Genomic DNA, 16,096 nt, shown 5'->3' on the forward strand with positions numbered 1-16,096 from the left:
AAGTTACTGTGTCAGGCCGATAAATTTATCGACAATTTTGATAACGAACGGATTATCATGCATCCAGCTGTGCTCGGCGTATTTTTGCCCACGAATTTCAACTTCATGGTATGAATGAGCGCCAGGTGCCAGAATGTAGCGAATACTTTTGGCAGAAATAACAGAAATGAACTTGTCGCTGTTGGTGTTGTCTAGGACGTTACCATAGATGTTCAAGACCGAAATGTCGGGATTGAACCGTTTGCGCCTAAGTAAAAGGTAAATGTAATGCGGATTAATTACCTTGGGGCGGCCATTGGCGTTAAGTCCGTTAACGTTAGGAATATCCCCCATGTAGGTAACACCGTCAAATGGTCCGGCAATCAGGGCACACTTGGTTAATCGCGGAAAGTTCTTCTTGCGGGAAGTACGCATTTCGGTCCGGACAACGCAAGGACAGGCCAATGAATGAGCGACAGCCATATAATTTTTAAAGTGAAATTTTTGTGCTAGAAATGGCAGCAGCATGCGCAGATAATAATCAATCGCGTAGATGCCGATTAATCGCTGGCGGAAGACGACTTGAACGATTGGATGTAAGTCATTAGTCCAAGTACCTTCGAGTTTAAAATTACCTAGTAAATCAATGGTTACTTTAAGATATTTAGGATTATCCTTATCTTTTAAAGCCTGCTTAACCATCACGTTGGTTGTGTAATCGCCGCCGCGAAAGCCGTGAAAGTAGAGCACAGGTATTTGTTCAAAGTTACCAGTTTTTTCTTCAATTACAGCCTTGTCGTCAATGTGCTTTTTGTGCAGGCACAAGAGCGGCCTAGTGGGAGCAATGCTGGCCAAAATTGCCAAAAGGAGCATATTAAACCGACTGGGTTCTTCAGATAGATTATGTTTGCGATTTTTTTCTGCTTCTTCCTTATATTTTTTGGTATTGAAGAACATTGCGCCCACCTTTAAAATAATAATTAATTACATTCTAACATTGCTAACAACTTTTTAGTAAATGAGGTACATATGAAATTTTACGCCGTAAAAAAAGGCCGTGTTCCTGGGATTTATCGTACGTGGGATGCAGCCAAAAAGCAAGTCGATGGGTTTTCTAATGCAGTTTATAAATCCTTTAAGGAAGAAGCTGATGCAATAGAATACATGGACTGGCCGCAAAATAAATCATCACAGCAAATTGGAGAAGTTGCAGGATCTAAGCCAGAATACAAAAACATTGCTTCAAGTAAGCCGCTGCCTCAGAGTGAAGATACATTAGAAAATGCTCTTGCTAAAATTCAAGATTTTAGTAAGCAGGTTGAGTCCCAGCCGTCAACTAAGCTGGCAATTAAAAAAGCACCCAAGAAAACTCGGGTGCAGAATACGCGGACTTATTTTGCGACAACTTATACAGATGGCGGGACACGCAATACCGGCAATTATAAGGGTGGCCACGTTAAGTCGACGGACAAGGCAGCGTGGGCTTACTTAATCGAATGGCAGGAAAAAGACCAGCACAAGTCAACTTATGGCACAAACGGTGAGTTTGGCGCTACTAACAATAAGATGGAATTGACCGCCTTAATTGAAGCTCTCAAAAAGCTGCTTGAACTAAAGTTTAATACCAAACCGCTTTTGTTTGTGCTTGATTCACAATACGTCTTAAATCCGATTACCAAGGGCTGGCTTAAAAATTGGAAAAGGCAGGGCTGGCACAAGAGTTCCAAAGGTGAAATTGCCAACTTAGCTGGATGGCAGGAATTAGATGGCCTGCTTAACCAGTTCACTGATGCCCATTTTGAGTGGACTAAGGGTCATGCCAATAATCGCGGTAATGAGTTTGTCGACCATACTCTGAATAAGTTTATGGATCAGATGTAGTTACTTGATAGTGACAATTGTGCCGCCAAACAAATGACCAAAGAAGCTGGTAATATTATCCCAGAGCTGCTGGAACCAGTTGCGGTTCTCTTGAGTGTTGAGCTTATTGAAAATATCCTTGGCATTCTTTTCAATCCCTTTAGAAAGGGTGGCAGCCTGTTCTTTGAAGTTGTGGTTCTTTAAAGCTCCAGAATCACGCACCTCAATCAGCACATTAATGATTTGTTGCTTTTGATTGTTATTAATAGTGTTGCCAAGGTGGTTGATGTTGATTTGATTATTAACAATATCGTGAATTTGACTGTCGGAAATGTTGTTGCCGATCTTGCCCATTTCTTGCTTGGCACCAGCAATGGCGTTGTTTAATTGGGCATCGGTGTAACCATCTTTGCCCTTGTTTTCCTTAGTGATTTTGCTTAAAGTACCCATTTCATCTTGAGCCGCATTTACTTGGCTTTGGTTTAAATGGTTGCCGGTCTTGGCATAAGCAGCATAGACTCCAGCTAAAGCCCCAGAACCATCAATTGGCACGGCACTGGTCACATAAATGTTGGCGTCGGCAATTCCGGCAGTTAAAGCGGCGTTCTTGTATTGGTTAGCGGTAATTGTTGTAATGTTGTTATTACCCTTGTAATCTAAGATTTGCACATTGATGCCGCTGCCGCTTGCTGTCTTTTGGATCATCGCACTTGACCAAACTCCTGAACTGGTAGTGAAATTATCGCCTGATGGATTAAGGTACTTGACAAGGTCGGAGCCATCAATTGTGATTGTTTGGTAGCTGGCCCCGTTGAGTGGCTCAGTCAGGGTCTTTAGGGTACCGTCACGCTGGGTATCAGTTAATGACGTACCTAAGCAGACAATTGGCAAGTCATCAGCTTTGACCGTTTGTCTGGGCACAAAAACTGCACAAATTGCAGCTAGAGAAACGATTAATGTTGTTATTATCGAAATTGTTTTTTTCATAAGAATCTTAACTCCTTTTGATGTCTTAATTATAATAGGTACTCATAGTAAAAGGTCAAGTTACGATTTCGTGTCGTTTATTTTACGTTTTTTTAATATCTTAGATGGTATAATAAACATAATATTGAGGAGGACCTATGCTCGAGCAACCTGAATTAACTATCATTATGCCAGTGTACAATGTTGCTAAGTATCTAGCGCGGGCGCTAGATCACTTGGCGGTGCAAAATGACATGAACTTTAAGCTGCTGGTTGTCAATGATGGCTCAACAGATAATACACGTGAAATAGCTGAGAGCTATCAAGATCGCTTTCGTTATTTTAAAATTATTAATAAACCAAACGGCGGTTTGTCCGATGCCCGTAATGTCGGCCTAGCAAACGTTGATACCCCGTATGTGACTTTTCATGATGGTGATGATTGGGTTGATCCCGATTATACGGCGTTTTTTGTGCGAGCTTTTCATGCTCATCCGGATGCGGCCATGGTTTCGTGCGGTTTTTGGCTGGATTATGAAAATAAATCGGGTTCAATTCCAGCAACGAAAAAGGTTGTTCACGGGATGAAGCCGAAGTTTAGGACGTATCAATTGGTCAGCAATCCTCTTGGTTCGTTATTCAACAACCGGATTTTGGCAACGTCAGTTAAGGGCTACACGTGGAATAAGGGTTATAAAATCGCGGTCATTCGCCAGCATCATTTGCGCTTTGTGGAAGATCTTGCTTTTATGGAAGACCAGATATTCAATGTCCAATATTTGTCACTGACCGAGGGGTTCTATTGCGATAGTCGACCGCTGTATCATTATTGGCAGCGTAAGGACAGTATGGTGCACAATTTTAACCTGAAAATGATCCCGGATGACTTCAAGGCTAATTATTTTGTAGCTAAAATTGTGGCAAACAGTTTGTGGCATGAGCATCATCACAAGCAGCAAAAACAGCACTTAGTTGAGGCAAGTGAGAGGGATAGGCAATGAGAGAAAAGGTTAACGGCAACGAACTCTACTATAATAAACTAGGTCAGGGTGCTCCGCTTTTATTGTTGCATGGACATCACTTAGATGGCGGGATGTTCGACCAAGTGGTAGCACCACTATCGCTTTATTACACGGTTTATGTGCTGGATATGCGTGGTCATGGTCTAAGTCAGGGCGAGGTTGCCGAGCATTACCAAACAGAAGTTGAGGATTTGGCGGCTTTTATTAAGCAGGTCGATATTCGCGGTTGCTATTGCTTTGGCTTTGATGCCGGTGGACTTGTTGCCATGATGCTTGCCAGTCAAGACCAGCAGATTTTTAAAAAGTTAATGGTTGCCGGCGTCTTCGTTAATGGTAACGGCATTCGGTCTTACCATTACTTAACTGAGGGCGTCTTGCGCTACTTGCATTTTGACCGTGACAGTCAGGTGGAATTAACTGAGAGCTTTATGTCCGTTGACAGCTTAAAGGCAATAACAATTCCAACTTATTGCGTTGTTGGCGAGAAGGATTGGGTCAAGGTTGACCATGTCCGCTGGTATAGCCAGATAATTCCGCAAGGGCAGCTATTAGTCATGCCGCGGCAGAAGCATGACGGCTATGCGGTAAATAGTTTTAAATTATTGAATTTGATGGAAGATTTTTTCAAATAAAGCTGGGTGTAATACTCAGCTTTTTTGTTAGAATTTGTCCCTTTCCTAGTCAGGAAGAGTGTTTTTTGGTTATAATAGACGAAAAGATAGTATTTTTGGATAAAGAGGTAGCTATGAACAAGGAAGAAATCTTGGAATTAATGCATCCAATGAAGTTGATTGGCTTGGGCGGGAATCCGGCTTTAAATGAAAAAATCGCGACAATTTTGAAAAAGCCGTTGATTGAGACTGCGGTTCAACATTTTAGCGATGGAGAAATTCAAGTAAATATCGGCGAAAGTGTTAGAGGCTGTGACGTTTTTGTTATCCAATCAATTCAAGATCCAGTTAACGAAAACTTTATGGAATTGGAAATCACATTAGATGCTTTACATCGCGCATCAGCTCACCAGGTTAACGTAGTAGTGCCATACTTGGCATACTCACGTTCTGATACCAAGACGCGTTCGCGTGAACCAATTACTGCTAAATTAGTTGCTAACTTGTTGCAGTTGACAGGCATGGATCACTTAATTGCACTTGATTTGCATGCTTCACAAATTCAAGGTTTTTACAATGTACCAGTTGACCACTTGCACGCACTGCCGCTTTTGGGTCAGTACTTTTTGGATAATGGGATTGCTTCTAAAGACGATGACGATTTGGTAATTGTTTCGCCTGACCATTCTGGTGCTAAATTGGCCCGGAACTTTGGCCAAATTTTTAATGCGCCAATTGCAATTGTTGACCAGCGTCATGCTCGCTATGATGAAGATGTGCACGACATGATTGGTGATGTTAAGGATAAAAAGTGTATTGTTGTTGATGACTTAATCGATACCGGTTCACGAATTGCTTCTTCAACTAAGTCAGTTATGGCTGCAGGTGCTAAGAAGGTTTACGTTGCTGCAACTCATGCATTGTTGTCACAAGATGCGACAGAAGTTTTGAATGAATTGCCAATTGAACAGATTGTTGTCACTGATACGATCAAACATAAGCGTTATCCAGACAGAATGGTAAGGATTTCAGTTGATTTACTTTTAGCACGAGGAATTAACTGTGTTTATAATGACCGCTCAATGCACTCAATTAATGAAAGCGATTTTAAATAAAAAGCAGCTAATAATGTAAATTATTTTCTATACTGTAATACTTCTCTGACAAAGAACAAATATAAATCTAATTATGAGACTTTTAATTAATATTAGTACATATTTGTTTATTTATTCCACATCATTGTTATAATAAAACAAGATGTATAGGAAAACGGAGAGAGAAAAATTATGGCAAGAAGAAAAAATTTAGAGAGACGAAGAATAATACTAAATAATACATTCCATTTAATTAGAGAGAATGGAATGGATAATGTTTCTTTTCAAATGATTGCAGAGAAGTCGGGGATTTCCAAGTCCCTGCTGCAGTCGTATTATTCACATAAGTCTAAATTGATTGATGACGTTGTTCGCAATCTGCTCAACACCTTGGATCAACAAGTTGAGAAGTTTAACCAAACTGATGATAGTGACATTTGTGCTAGAACAAAGGCATTTATCTACACGATTGCGAAATTAGGAGTTTATGATCGCGGGCTAGATCGCATCATTTCCGAAGTCTTCATGAGTAATGAAACGCTTGATAACTGGAGTCGAATGCTAAACGGTTGGATTGAAAACAACCGCTTGTTTGCTGAGGATAATTATGATCTTGATGATGTGCAGACAGGAATTGCTTTTGTAGTTACCGGTGTTGGCCGACTTTATCATGATCGTGATTTACGTGGTTTATCAGCAGAACAAATGGCCGACTATGCAACTAGTTCATTAATGTTTAGCTTTTTGCATTGTTCACCTAAGCAAATCGAAACTGCACTTGATGATGGGCATAAAATTATCGCTTCAATCGATATTAAAAAGATTCATCACGCAATTGATACCATGTTTGCTGAAGGTAAAGAAATTGTGTGTTAGAAGGGAATAATATGGTAAATGGCGCGCGAACTGGTTTGCGCAGAGTAAATCAAGAGCAGAACACCCAATATAAAAAGGTGCTGTCCTTTATGATTTTCCTAATTGTGACGCTGATTATGATTACTGGAACTTTTTTAAACCCTTTGTTTATGAAAGGGCAAATTAGAACCAGCAACAATGAAGCGGTTGTGGTTAGGCAAGTTAATCGTCATTTTGACACGTTGGCGGAAGCAATTGGCGCTAATCAGAGTGGCAACTCGAATTTATTAACCAGCAAGCAAACCCAGCCAATTGCAGATCACATTATTGATTACACATTTGGCCTTCATTGGTTTAAGTTTGATAATCTAAGGCTAGCCAAGCAGATTTTGCATGATATTGATTTAAATATCGATCAAGGCTCGTCTAGTAATGCGCAATTGGTCCAGGAAAAGTTAAAAAAGCAAAAAGATAATGCACCGCATGAAGTGGTTGCAGCCTTTAGTCTGAATACGATTAGAGTTGGTGCTAATATTGCACTGATCTTGCTCATTATGAATATCGTAATCATCGTAGTGACGATTATTAGTCTGAAGTCATTAATTGAAGAAATGATGACAATGATGACTACTAAGATGCTCATTCATGATGTTACTGCTGCAGGAATGTGGGCTGGTTTCTGGCTGATTTTAATTGCTGGCTTGCTGGCCTTAATTCCAGTTGTATTCAATGTTAGTGGCTTAGCCGTTTTGGGTTATGTACTTGAGATTGGCAGCAGTATATTTTTGGATTTTGTAATTGCTGGCGTCATTGTCTATATTCTGAGTACTATTCCGTGGGAAATTACCTCACCGAATAATTAATAAAAAGGTCCTGTTTTTAAGTAAACAGGACCTTTTTGGGTAAGAAAAATTATACAGATTAATTGGGAGGGATTATGGCAGTTGAGTTTATTCCGGCAAAGCAGGAAGATTTACCAGCAATAGTTGCAATTTATAATCAAAATGTCGCTAGTAAAAGTGTGACCGCGGATTTGCAGCCAGTTAGTGTCAGTCAGCGTCAGGAATGGTTCAATGACCATAACGAAAAGCGGCCATTATGGATAATTGAGGTTAATAACCAACTTGCTGGGTGGCTAAGTTTAGAATCCTTTTATGGACGAGCAGCTTATCACGCAACAGTTGAAATTAGTATCTATCTTGACCGCAAATTTCAACATCAAGGCTTGGGCACTAAGGCACTAGAATATGTAACGGCGCAGACTAAGCGGTTGGAGATTAACACTATTTTGGCCTATATTTTTGGCGCTAACAAGGCAAGTCAAGCTTTATTTAAGGCAGCTGGTTATCAAGTCTACGGTCACTTGCCTAAGGTTGCCGATATGGATGGCCAACTGATTGACCTAGACATTTTAGGTAAAAAATTTGGGTAATATTTCAGTGACTTAATAAAAATAATTTAACGATAACAAGCAGCTAGTATTTTTGCTATAATCATTGTTGAACAATGTAATAAAAGTTTTAAAGGGCGGTGGCTGTTCAATTCCGAGGAGATGGTTGTCTATGGAAACATGGAACAAATTATTGAAAGGGTTAGCAGTTAATGAGCACGTTCGATGCAATTTCTTTGATGTTGCAATTAAGTTTAGTTTTGCTGGCGCTATTGACATATATCAACAGCAACCATCACGACAAATGATTGCAACAAAAAAGACCGTCCCAATCATAACTTTGACCAGTTATAGGATAGTCTTCTGACAAACTTATAATTTTAGCCACCGCTCTTAAAGGCGGAGTTGCTTGTTCAAAGAAGTTCTATTAGCGTAGAACTTCTTTTTAATTACAGTCATATTGTAACAGCTGCAATAACAATATGCAATTATCACGACAGATGATTGCAACAAAAAAAGACCGTCCCAATCATAACTTTGGCGAGTTATGGGATAGTCTTTTAGTTACCCTATAATTAAGTCACCGCTCTTAAAGGTGGAGTTATTTGCTTAAAGAAGTTCCATTAGCGTAGAACTTCTTTTTTAATTATAGCAATATTTAACAGGTTGGGCTAATTTATTCCTGCTTAAATAATTTGAATTTATACTGGCAAATACCGTCAACTTTAACCTCGTATTCGTGACCTGCAATTAGAGGTGTTGTACCTGGCAGATAAGTAATAATTGTTTCAAAATTGCCATAGCCAACATTCTGATAGTTAGTTACGTTGGTTGCCGGATAAGTTTGTGCAGTATCGTTATCCGTGATTGTAATTTGCGGCGTAGTTGTGATCGTTTGATTGGAAAAGTAGAGCGACCAGGCAATTTGTGGATCACTGACTAATTCTATTGGGAAGAGCCCACTGCTAGGATAAGTTACTAATTCTTGACTAGCTGGCCGAAAAGTATCACAGGCGTTGAGAACTTTTTGAACAGAATAACGATAGCCATTACTGCCATAAGCTGCCCCGGTACCAACGCAAGATAAGCGGGTTGATAATAGCCATGCACGGTGGCCAGTATCAAGCCCCGATAAGTTGTAGCGGTCGGTCAGTAGGTCAGTTATGACATCACCGGCTGACTGATTACCTGTATTAAAGTTTAGATTGGCTGTTTTAGAAGTGGCTTGCGCAATTTTCCAAGTAGCCTGTGTAATCTCTTTTGGACGTTTTTCGTAAGGCAAACCGTGTTGGTTAATCAGCGGGTTAGCATTTAATGCTGCTAGGACTGCCGCGGTCTTTTGTGATTTTAAATCAGCTGTTGAATTTTCAGTTACTGGACTTAAGTCAAAAAGACTACGGTAATAATTGATGTAGTCCAGCTGGGTATTCGAATAGCTGGGTGCAAGTATGCCTTCCTTGAAGTGCCGGCTCAATTTGGGCTTAGTTTCATAAAGATTGTTGAGATTAAATGGCGTTTTGTTTAGCGCGGCATATTGTTGCTGGAATTGCTCGACTTTATTGGCTTCAGCTGGTGTAAACTCAGCAGCCATAACAGTTGTGTTGCCGATCGCAAATACCAGTAATAGACTAGCAAGCGTAATTAGCAATTTGCGTGACATTCTAAGCCCCCTTCTTGTAAGTATGAAATTATTATAGTCGATATTTCGTAATTTTTGATTAATTAGGATTAAAAATATAATAAAAGATGTAACGGTAAAAATGTTGGATATTTTTGATTACTGTTATTGCATATGTGTATAAATTATTGCATAATAATAATTAAAAAATATGTTACATTATAATTTTGGTAAAGGCCATGAACTTAAAAACAATCAATATTTTAATCTCTATCATCTATCTTGTGCTGTCTATTTTGGTAATAATCTGTCAACCAATAATGACAATTACACTCCTGTTTTTCTTGCAGTTTTTTTCCATGATACTTTATTTTGCAAGGAAGATAAGTAAAAAGTATTTTGGTTAGTCCAAAGTTCATTAATATTTTAATTTCAATTATGAATATGCTACAATAACCACATAAAGAAAAAAGAACCAAGTTCCAGCTTGGTTCTTAAAAGATGTTCCCGCTTAAAAGGCGGTGGCAAGATTATTTTGACTAAAGAGTCGTCACAAACCTGCCAAAGTATCGGACGGCTTTTTTAGTACAATTATTTTTGGTTGTGCTTGTCGATATAATCGAGCAACGCAAGAATAAACATACCGAATGTAAACATCAGCGTTAATGCATCGTAAACACTCACTAGCTGCTAGTCCTTTCAATAATTTATTCCATGTTTCCATAGACAATCATCTCCTTGGGATTAAACAGCCACCGCCCTTTAGCTTTATTCATCTTTTGCAGTAATTATACAAAGATAATTGTTTGTTAGCAATCTGGGATTTTAAAAAATCTTGGGTTGTGTTTGTGCTAAATAAGTTAATTCTAAATAGAAAAATCAAAAGCAAATTAGGAAAAAACTAGTTTGCTTTTTTAATCCTTAAAAATATTTCAAAAATTACTCTAATTTAAGTTTTTTCTATTAGCTAATGCCGTATAATTAACAGGTGATAACGATAATTAAGAGGTAAAAATAATGACTAAGAAAACACAAGTTGGGTTAATTTTTGGCGGTAATTCATCTGAGTATGAAGTTTCAATTATGTCAGGCCATAACATTTATAAGGCGATTGATAAGGAAAGATTTGAAGTACATCCAATTTGGATTACCAATGATGGCTATATTGCTAGTGAGGAAGACTCGTTTAAGGTTCTTGATGATCCTAAATATACGGTAGCTAATCCACACAAGGTAGCCAATCTGTCTAACTTAAGTGAGTTAGCTAATTTACCGGAAATTGATGTTTTCTTCCCAATTGTCCACGGTAATTTAGGTGAAGACGGTAGTTTACAAGGCTTGTTCCGGATTTTGGATAAGCCATTTGTTGGCGATGATGTGTTAGCTGCTGCAGTTACAATGGATAAGGAATTTACCAAGATTTTGGCTCAACGTGCTGGTGTGCCAGTAGCTGATTGGATTGCCATTAAGCGTTTTGAATATGATGATGAAACTAATCCGAAGCGTGATTATGCCAAGGTTAGTGCTAAACTTGGCGGCGACCTATTTGTTAAGCCATCTAACCAAGGTTCATCTGTTGGGGTGCACCATGTTACTAATGAAGCTGAGTTCAAGGATGCCTTAGCTGATGCCTTCAAGTATGACGATAAGGTATTAATTGAAGAAACAATTCATGGTACTGAAGTTGAAACTGCTGTTTTGGGTAATGACCACCCAATCGTGTCAGGCGTTGGTCAAATTATCAATGCCGCTGGTACTTTTTACAGTTATGACAACAAATATGATGATGATTCCACTTCAAAATTACAAATTCCGGCTGATTTGCCTGAAGATATTGTTGCCAAAGTACGCGACAATGCAATCAAGGTTTATGAGGCAACTGAATGCAGCGGGATGGCTCGGGTTGATTCGACTTTGCGTGCCAGTGACAACAAGATAATTTTGACTGAAATCAATGCTTTGCCAGGCTTTACCAATATCAGTATGTATCCTAAGTTATTTGAAGAAGCTGGAATTCCTTACACTGAATTGATTACACGTTTGATTGATAAGGGAATTGAACGTTACAACCATAAGAAGACTTTACTTCACAAAATTGGTTAATCACTTAGTGCTAGGGAGAACACATGATGACAAGTGATAAGCATAATTTTGAAGAACTACTGGCGCCAGGTGCTACGGCGCGCCAGTTGCATATTAGTGTGGCAACTTTGCGTAAGTATTCGCTGATTGTTGAGCGGATTACGGGTAAGTCTGATTATTATGCCAGAAATAAGCAGCGAGCTCGGCTTTACAGCAAGCAAGATGTGCAGGATCTGGATGATTTTCATAAATTAGCGCAAAATAATGGCTTAACTCTGCAGGAAGCAGCTAGACAAATCTACGCCGTTAGTGATAAGGATGATGAGGCAGGTTCTACATCTGGAAAAGATCAAGAAGTAATGACCACGCCGCAGGCGGTAAAACTGTTAAACGCCTTGCAACAGACAATTAGTCAGCAGAATACGGCAATTAAGGATTTACAAGCTCAACTTAGCAGAATTGAAGAGCAGAATAAGGAGCTTTTGGCTAAGCAGGACCAATTGTCCAAGCCTAAAGACGAGCAGGATTTTAGTGCTTTGCCAGATATTTCTGGAATCGTGTCAGATGATGAAGCAGAATCCGCACCACTTCAAGCAATGCAGGAAGAAAAGCCCCTAACTAAAGAAGAAAAACGGGCACAAGTTGAACTTGATGAAGCAAAATCAAGTCAGCAGCTTCACGATGAGATTTTGTCTAAGGCCAAAGAAAACGCGCAAAAGCGTGCCGAAAGCAACGCCCATCGGACATTGCAGGATATGCAGTTGGAACCAGAAAAGAAGCACTGGTGGCAACGATTTATTAATTTGTAAATAGAAAAACGACTTTTAGTTAAAAGTCGTTTTTTCATGTTAAAATTAGCTAAAATCTGCGCCGTAAGGGCTAGTTTTGCGTTACAGTAGACGAATAGATGGGATGATTATGTTGAAAAAAGTTAAGCGGCGCTACTGGGTGGCGTTAATTATAGCGATTATCGGATTAATATTGACGGTCTGCACTTATTTTGCAACTACAATTTATAGTAAAGATGATGTGGCAGTTATCACGGACCATACGATTAAGGACACTTTAGTGCAGAAAAATCGTGATGTCTACAATAATCATGATGAAACCAGAAAGCAGATTTTGCACCTCAAGATTTTATCTGGAAAATATCGCGGGCGTACCTTTACAGCTCCGAATATCTATTATCCCTCGCAAATGGTCACGCAAAAATACCGCGCGGGGCAGCGGGTATTTGTCAGTATCAGGAGCGGCGATCCGGCAATCAAGAACCCCAAGCGTGATTGGGTTCTGGTCTTGGCGTTAACCGTGACAATTGTCTTAATGGTCTTGGTTGCAGGTAAGGAGTCATTGGGCTTAGTTGTTTCAATGGCATTAAGCTGGCTATTGTTTTATCTTGTAATTATCTGCGACGTGAAGTTAAATGGTTCCTACATTATTCTGTTATTTGGTTTAGCGGATGTTGTGTTCTCGTTCTTCAGCTTGTTAATTGTCCAGGGACTTAATCGCAAAATGCTGGCAACATGGCTGGCGACTTTACTTGGAGTATTCGTTTCCTTTGCACTCTGTTATTTGATTATGCACATTACGGGTGAGTCCGAAATTAAGTATGAAACTGGTGACTACGCGACCCAAGACCCGCGCGGGCTCTTTTTAGCCCAAACTTTACTTGGAATTTTGGGTGCAGTTATGGATGAGGCGACAGATATCATTTCCAGTTTATACGAATTGGTTCAAACTAAGAAGGACTTGACCGCTAAGCAAATGATAGCAAGCGGGCGCACGATGGGTCAGGAAATCATGGGGCCACTGATTAATGTGTTGGTCTTGATTTTTATGTCCGAGGCACTGCCCATGACAATTATCTATTTGCGTGATAATAATAGTTTAAGTTCAGCTTTTGGATTTACCTTGTCGCTGGGAGTGACGCAGAGTGTCATTTCGGCAATCGGAATTGTCTTAACGGTAGTGTTTGCGACCGGCTGCAGTCTGTTGTTTTTAGAAGATAAAAAATGGAAGGCGAGGGCTGACAAATGAGTACCTTAATGGCGTTAATTATTGTTTTGGCGGTTTTGATGACGCTAATTGGTGGTGAAACTGGTATTCGTAGCTTCTTTAGTGTGTTAATCAATACACTGCTTTTGATTTTGGTAGCAGTCTTTATTTCGTGGGGAATTAGTATTCCGGTCTTGATTTTGTTATTTATTCCGTTAAAATTAGTAACAATTATCTTTTTAGGAACTCATGATTATCAAGTTGCTAAAAACTCATTTTATTCAGCGCTGATTGTTTGTTTAATTGATAGCTGCCTGATTTTGGGTTTTCAATGGCTGGCGCAAGCTGCAGGTCTAGGGCCAGAAGCAGGAGAAGTCTTAGTTGGTCTGTCGCAAATGCCGGGTTTGAGTTACCCCCTGATTGCTGTGGCCGTGGCAATCTTTTCAACATTAGGTGCAGTGGCGGAAGCCGCGGTGGCAATGAGTTCCGGTCTATTAGAAATTAAAAAGCACAACCCTGACATTAGCCAGCACGAGCTGCTTGTTAGTGGCGGCAAAATTGGTAAGGATGTGTTAGGAACCGCGATGAACACAATTTTGTTCGGGATGTTCGGCAGTTTTCTCTCATTATTCTTGTGGTATTTCCGCTTGCATTACACTCTGGGTGAAGTTTTAAATGAAAAGTTATTTGTCAATGAAGCGTTAATCATTATGTATTCGCTTATTGGCGTGTTATTAACTGTTCCACTGTCGACGGCTTTTTTGGCACGAGGAATGGCAAAACGTGAGGTGAAAAATGAAGATAGAAGATAAGACGTTAACTAATTTTAATGGTCGTGAATTTAAGATTCATACTTATACTTTGGGTGATATTGGTGACTTGGTAACGGCCAAAAGACCACTAGCTGTAGTAATTCCCGGTGGCAGCTTTGACCATCTGTCTAAACGTGAGGGTGAGCCAGTTGCCTTGGCCTTTAATAATCGCGGGTTCAACAGTGTCGTAATGGATTATAACCTGATTCAAGATGAAGGGGACATCTATCCTGATGCGGGGTTAGATGTTTTGACCACGATTAAATATTATCGTGACCACGCTGCTGAATACCAGATTGATCCAGAAAGAATTGTCACAGTTGGCTTTTCTGCTGGTGGTCATGTTGCCAGCATTGCCAATGACTTTGCGACTTCAAGTAAGTATCAAAAACAGTACAATTTTGCTTGTCAGGATGTTATCCCTAATAAGACAATCTTGGGTTATCCATTAATTGATGTTAATAAGATTGGCTTTGATGTGCCTGATGGCGAAGAAGGCATGATCCCAGAAGATAGGTATCTGCAGGACAGTGCATTAAGTGTTACACGTGAAACTCCAGCAACCTTTATTTTTCATGCGTGGGATGACCAGGTTGTATTAGTTGAGAATACCTTGGAATATGTGGCGGCATTGCGGGCAAAAGATGTGCCGTGTGAAGTTCATATTTTTAATAAAGGTGGTCACGGCTTTTCACTGGGACGCGGCGACATGGTAACTAAGGGTCGCGAATGGCAAGAAAATCCGCACGCGGGACATTGGTTCGACCTTGCTCAAGAATGGCTGACAAGTGAATGGTAATTAAGATGAGGCAATCTGCTAAATAGCAGGTTGCCTTTTTATTTAACTAATATTTTCTAGAATTATTAAGCAAAGGACTTGCAATTTTTGCTAGAGGGTATATAATGCAAATATTTATATCGAAAGAAAGGACATGATTTTTTGAAGTTATTAAAGATGAAACTATTGACAGCAATTAATGGCTTACTGACAGTGAGCAGTTTAATCATGTTGTTCTTTGGGTTATGCAATCAAATTAATGAGTCAGGCAGCTTTTTAGCAGGTGAGCAGACAATCGCAAATAATGCTAATTTAATCATCTTTATGGCAGTAATCGCCATGATGATTTTCGGATTTGCGTTTTTTGCCAGCTGGATCAAGAAGAGAAAAGTTGAGGCACATTTATTACGACACGCGAGACACAGTGCGCACAGAGCGTAAACTGGTTAATTAAAAAAGCTGCATTTTGCAAGTTGCGAAGTGCAGCTTTTTGCTTGTTAAAAGTAGTTAAATATCAATACTTGATGATAAAAAACAGGTATTGAAAAAGCAGCCTAATAATTATTAGACTGCTTTTTATTGTGGGAATTAATAAAAATTAAATTTAATACCAGTTGTGAGCCAACCAAAATCTTTTGGCGTTAACCCATGAACCATAGCGACCGTAAACGTAATTATCAGCGGTTCTGTCTTGGTTCTTCTTCGAATAATCACCGTGCAGGTAGCCGATATTTAATTGGTATTTACCGTAACAAGAACCGTTTCTTGCTGAGTAGTTGCCGCCGGACTCTTGCATGGCAATCCAGTTTTTAGCTGCTTTTTCAGTTTTGGATAACTTACGTGCGGCTTGAACAGTTTGAGTATTAGTGTTAGTGGTTGTTTGGACAACTGCGGTAACACCTATGGCAAGCGAGAGAGCCGCGATTAATTTAAGGATAAAAGGTTTAATTTGTTTCATTTATTTATTCATTCCCTGTAATTCGTTAATTTTTACTATTGATTATAGTACACTAGCAATATTTCATTGTTGTTAC

At 39.5% G+C, this 16,096-nt stretch carries 17 protein-coding genes; 13 read left to right on the forward strand and 4 right to left on the reverse strand.

Going from position 1 to position 16,096, the window contains the following annotated elements; translation table 11 throughout:
* Positions 1–3: 3 nt before the first annotated feature.
* Positions 4–936, reverse strand: coding sequence for an alpha/beta hydrolase (locus OZX58_RS00540; RefSeq protein WP_277141050.1), 933 nt, complete (start codon positions 934–936; stop codon positions 4–6).
* A gap of 72 nt (positions 937–1,008) precedes the next feature.
* Between OZX58_RS00540 and OZX58_RS00545 the strand changes: the two genes are divergently transcribed.
* Positions 1,009–1,860 (forward strand): ribonuclease H family protein, encoded by an 852-nt coding sequence (locus tag OZX58_RS00545; protein ID WP_277141051.1) that lies wholly within the window; start codon positions 1,009–1,011, stop codon positions 1,858–1,860.
* Here the strand turns inward: OZX58_RS00545 and OZX58_RS00550 are convergent, their stop codons facing one another.
* Positions 1,861–2,826 carry a DUF1002 domain-containing protein gene (locus OZX58_RS00550; RefSeq protein WP_277130918.1) on the reverse strand — a complete coding sequence of 322 codons (966 nt, stop codon included), beginning with the start codon at positions 2,824–2,826 and terminating at the stop codon, positions 1,861–1,863. It abuts the gene before it with no gap.
* Positions 2,827–2,963: 137 nt separating this feature from the next.
* Here OZX58_RS00550 and OZX58_RS00555 point away from each other — a divergent pair, with 137 nt between their 5' ends.
* The 6 genes from OZX58_RS00555 (at position 2,964) to OZX58_RS00580 (ending at position 7,819) form a co-directional block, all read left to right on the forward strand.
* Positions 2,964–3,806, forward strand: a complete 843-nt coding sequence (locus tag OZX58_RS00555; protein ID WP_277141052.1) for a glycosyltransferase family A protein — start codon at positions 2,964–2,966, stop codon at positions 3,804–3,806.
* The gene (locus OZX58_RS00560) at positions 3,803–4,459 is read left to right on the forward strand and encodes an alpha/beta hydrolase (protein WP_277130916.1); all 657 of its coding nucleotides are present in this window, start codon (positions 3,803–3,805) and stop codon (positions 4,457–4,459) included. The genes OZX58_RS00555 and OZX58_RS00560 overlap by 4 nt, the downstream gene beginning before the upstream one ends.
* A 113-nt stretch (positions 4,460–4,572) precedes the next feature.
* Positions 4,573–5,553: a ribose-phosphate pyrophosphokinase gene (locus tag OZX58_RS00565; protein WP_277130915.1), complete on the forward strand. Its 981-nt coding sequence runs from the start codon at positions 4,573–4,575 to the stop codon at positions 5,551–5,553.
* A gap of 171 nt (positions 5,554–5,724) precedes the next feature.
* Entirely contained in the window at positions 5,725–6,408 is a 684-nt protein-coding gene (locus OZX58_RS00570; RefSeq protein WP_277141053.1) for a TetR/AcrR family transcriptional regulator, read from the forward strand.
* An 11-nt stretch (positions 6,409–6,419) separates the two neighbouring features.
* Positions 6,420–7,250 (forward strand): hypothetical protein, encoded by an 831-nt coding sequence (locus OZX58_RS00575; protein WP_277130913.1) that lies wholly within the window; start codon positions 6,420–6,422, stop codon positions 7,248–7,250.
* Between the two features lie 74 nt (positions 7,251–7,324).
* Positions 7,325–7,819 (forward strand): GNAT family N-acetyltransferase, encoded by a 495-nt coding sequence (locus OZX58_RS00580; protein ID WP_277141054.1) that lies wholly within the window; start codon positions 7,325–7,327, stop codon positions 7,817–7,819.
* A 634-nt stretch (positions 7,820–8,453) separates the two neighbouring features.
* Here OZX58_RS00580 and OZX58_RS00585 read toward each other — a convergent pair.
* Positions 8,454–9,437 (reverse strand): CAP domain-containing protein, encoded by a 984-nt coding sequence (locus OZX58_RS00585; RefSeq protein ID WP_277141055.1) that lies wholly within the window; start codon positions 9,435–9,437, stop codon positions 8,454–8,456.
* Between the two features lie 975 nt (positions 9,438–10,412).
* Here OZX58_RS00585 and OZX58_RS00590 point away from each other — a divergent pair.
* The 6 genes from OZX58_RS00590 (at position 10,413) to OZX58_RS00615 (ending at position 15,503) form a co-directional block, all read left to right on the forward strand.
* Positions 10,413–11,498 (forward strand): D-alanine--D-alanine ligase family protein, encoded by a 1,086-nt coding sequence (locus OZX58_RS00590; protein ID WP_277130909.1) that lies wholly within the window; start codon positions 10,413–10,415, stop codon positions 11,496–11,498.
* A 26-nt stretch (positions 11,499–11,524) separates the two neighbouring features.
* Positions 11,525–12,286 carry a transcriptional regulator gene (locus OZX58_RS00595; RefSeq protein ID WP_277141695.1) on the forward strand — a complete coding sequence of 254 codons (762 nt, stop codon included), beginning with the start codon at positions 11,525–11,527 and terminating at the stop codon, positions 12,284–12,286.
* Positions 12,287–12,395: 109 nt separating this feature from the next.
* Positions 12,396–13,514, forward strand: coding sequence for a YibE/F family protein (locus tag OZX58_RS00600; RefSeq protein ID WP_277141056.1), 1,119 nt, complete (start codon positions 12,396–12,398; stop codon positions 13,512–13,514).
* Positions 13,511–14,284, forward strand: coding sequence for a YibE/F family protein (locus tag OZX58_RS00605; RefSeq protein ID WP_277131023.1), 774 nt, complete (start codon positions 13,511–13,513; stop codon positions 14,282–14,284). The genes OZX58_RS00600 and OZX58_RS00605 overlap by 4 nt, the downstream gene beginning before the upstream one ends.
* On the forward strand, positions 14,268–15,083 hold the full coding sequence (locus OZX58_RS00610) for an alpha/beta hydrolase (protein ID WP_277141057.1): 816 nt from the start codon (positions 14,268–14,270) through the stop codon (positions 15,081–15,083). Before OZX58_RS00605 ends, OZX58_RS00610 begins: the two co-directional genes overlap by 17 nt.
* 156 nt (positions 15,084–15,239) lie before the next feature.
* Positions 15,240–15,503, forward strand: coding sequence for a hypothetical protein (locus OZX58_RS00615; RefSeq protein ID WP_277130906.1), 264 nt, complete (start codon positions 15,240–15,242; stop codon positions 15,501–15,503).
* Between the two features lie 163 nt (positions 15,504–15,666).
* Here OZX58_RS00615 and OZX58_RS00620 read toward each other — a convergent pair whose 3' ends face one another.
* Positions 15,667–16,020: an aggregation promoting factor surface protein gene (locus OZX58_RS00620; protein ID WP_277141058.1), complete on the reverse strand. Its 354-nt coding sequence runs from the start codon at positions 16,018–16,020 to the stop codon at positions 15,667–15,669.
* Positions 16,021–16,096 lie beyond the last annotated feature (76 nt).

Source organism: Lactobacillus sp. ESL0680 (assembly GCF_029392855.1).
Taxonomy (GTDB): domain Bacteria; phylum Bacillota; class Bacilli; order Lactobacillales; family Lactobacillaceae; genus Lactobacillus.

Coding starts and splice junctions, on each gene's coding strand:
- OZX58_RS00540 (WP_277141050.1), bottom strand. CDS start 936: ATGTTCTTCAATACCAAAAAATATAAGGAAGAAGCAGAAAAAAATCGC.
- OZX58_RS00545 (WP_277141051.1), top strand. CDS start 1,009: ATGAAATTTTACGCCGTAAAAAAAGGCCGTGTTCCTGGGATTTATCGT.
- OZX58_RS00550 (WP_277130918.1), bottom strand. CDS start 2,826: ATGAAAAAAACAATTTCGATAATAACAACATTAATCGTTTCTCTAGCT.
- OZX58_RS00555 (WP_277141052.1), top strand. CDS start 2,964: ATGCTCGAGCAACCTGAATTAACTATCATTATGCCAGTGTACAATGTT.
- OZX58_RS00560 (WP_277130916.1), top strand. CDS start 3,803: ATGAGAGAAAAGGTTAACGGCAACGAACTCTACTATAATAAACTAGGT.
- OZX58_RS00565 (WP_277130915.1), top strand. CDS start 4,573: ATGAACAAGGAAGAAATCTTGGAATTAATGCATCCAATGAAGTTGATT.
- OZX58_RS00570 (WP_277141053.1), top strand. CDS start 5,725: ATGGCAAGAAGAAAAAATTTAGAGAGACGAAGAATAATACTAAATAAT.
- OZX58_RS00575 (WP_277130913.1), top strand. CDS start 6,420: ATGGTAAATGGCGCGCGAACTGGTTTGCGCAGAGTAAATCAAGAGCAG.
- OZX58_RS00580 (WP_277141054.1), top strand. CDS start 7,325: ATGGCAGTTGAGTTTATTCCGGCAAAGCAGGAAGATTTACCAGCAATA.
- OZX58_RS00585 (WP_277141055.1), bottom strand. CDS start 9,437: ATGTCACGCAAATTGCTAATTACGCTTGCTAGTCTATTACTGGTATTT.
- OZX58_RS00590 (WP_277130909.1), top strand. CDS start 10,413: ATGACTAAGAAAACACAAGTTGGGTTAATTTTTGGCGGTAATTCATCT.
- OZX58_RS00595 (WP_277141695.1), top strand. CDS start 11,525: ATGACAAGTGATAAGCATAATTTTGAAGAACTACTGGCGCCAGGTGCT.
- OZX58_RS00600 (WP_277141056.1), top strand. CDS start 12,396: ATGTTGAAAAAAGTTAAGCGGCGCTACTGGGTGGCGTTAATTATAGCG.
- OZX58_RS00605 (WP_277131023.1), top strand. CDS start 13,511: ATGAGTACCTTAATGGCGTTAATTATTGTTTTGGCGGTTTTGATGACG.
- OZX58_RS00610 (WP_277141057.1), top strand. CDS start 14,268: ATGAAGATAGAAGATAAGACGTTAACTAATTTTAATGGTCGTGAATTT.
- OZX58_RS00615 (WP_277130906.1), top strand. CDS start 15,240: ATGAAACTATTGACAGCAATTAATGGCTTACTGACAGTGAGCAGTTTA.
- OZX58_RS00620 (WP_277141058.1), bottom strand. CDS start 16,020: ATGAAACAAATTAAACCTTTTATCCTTAAATTAATCGCGGCTCTCTCG.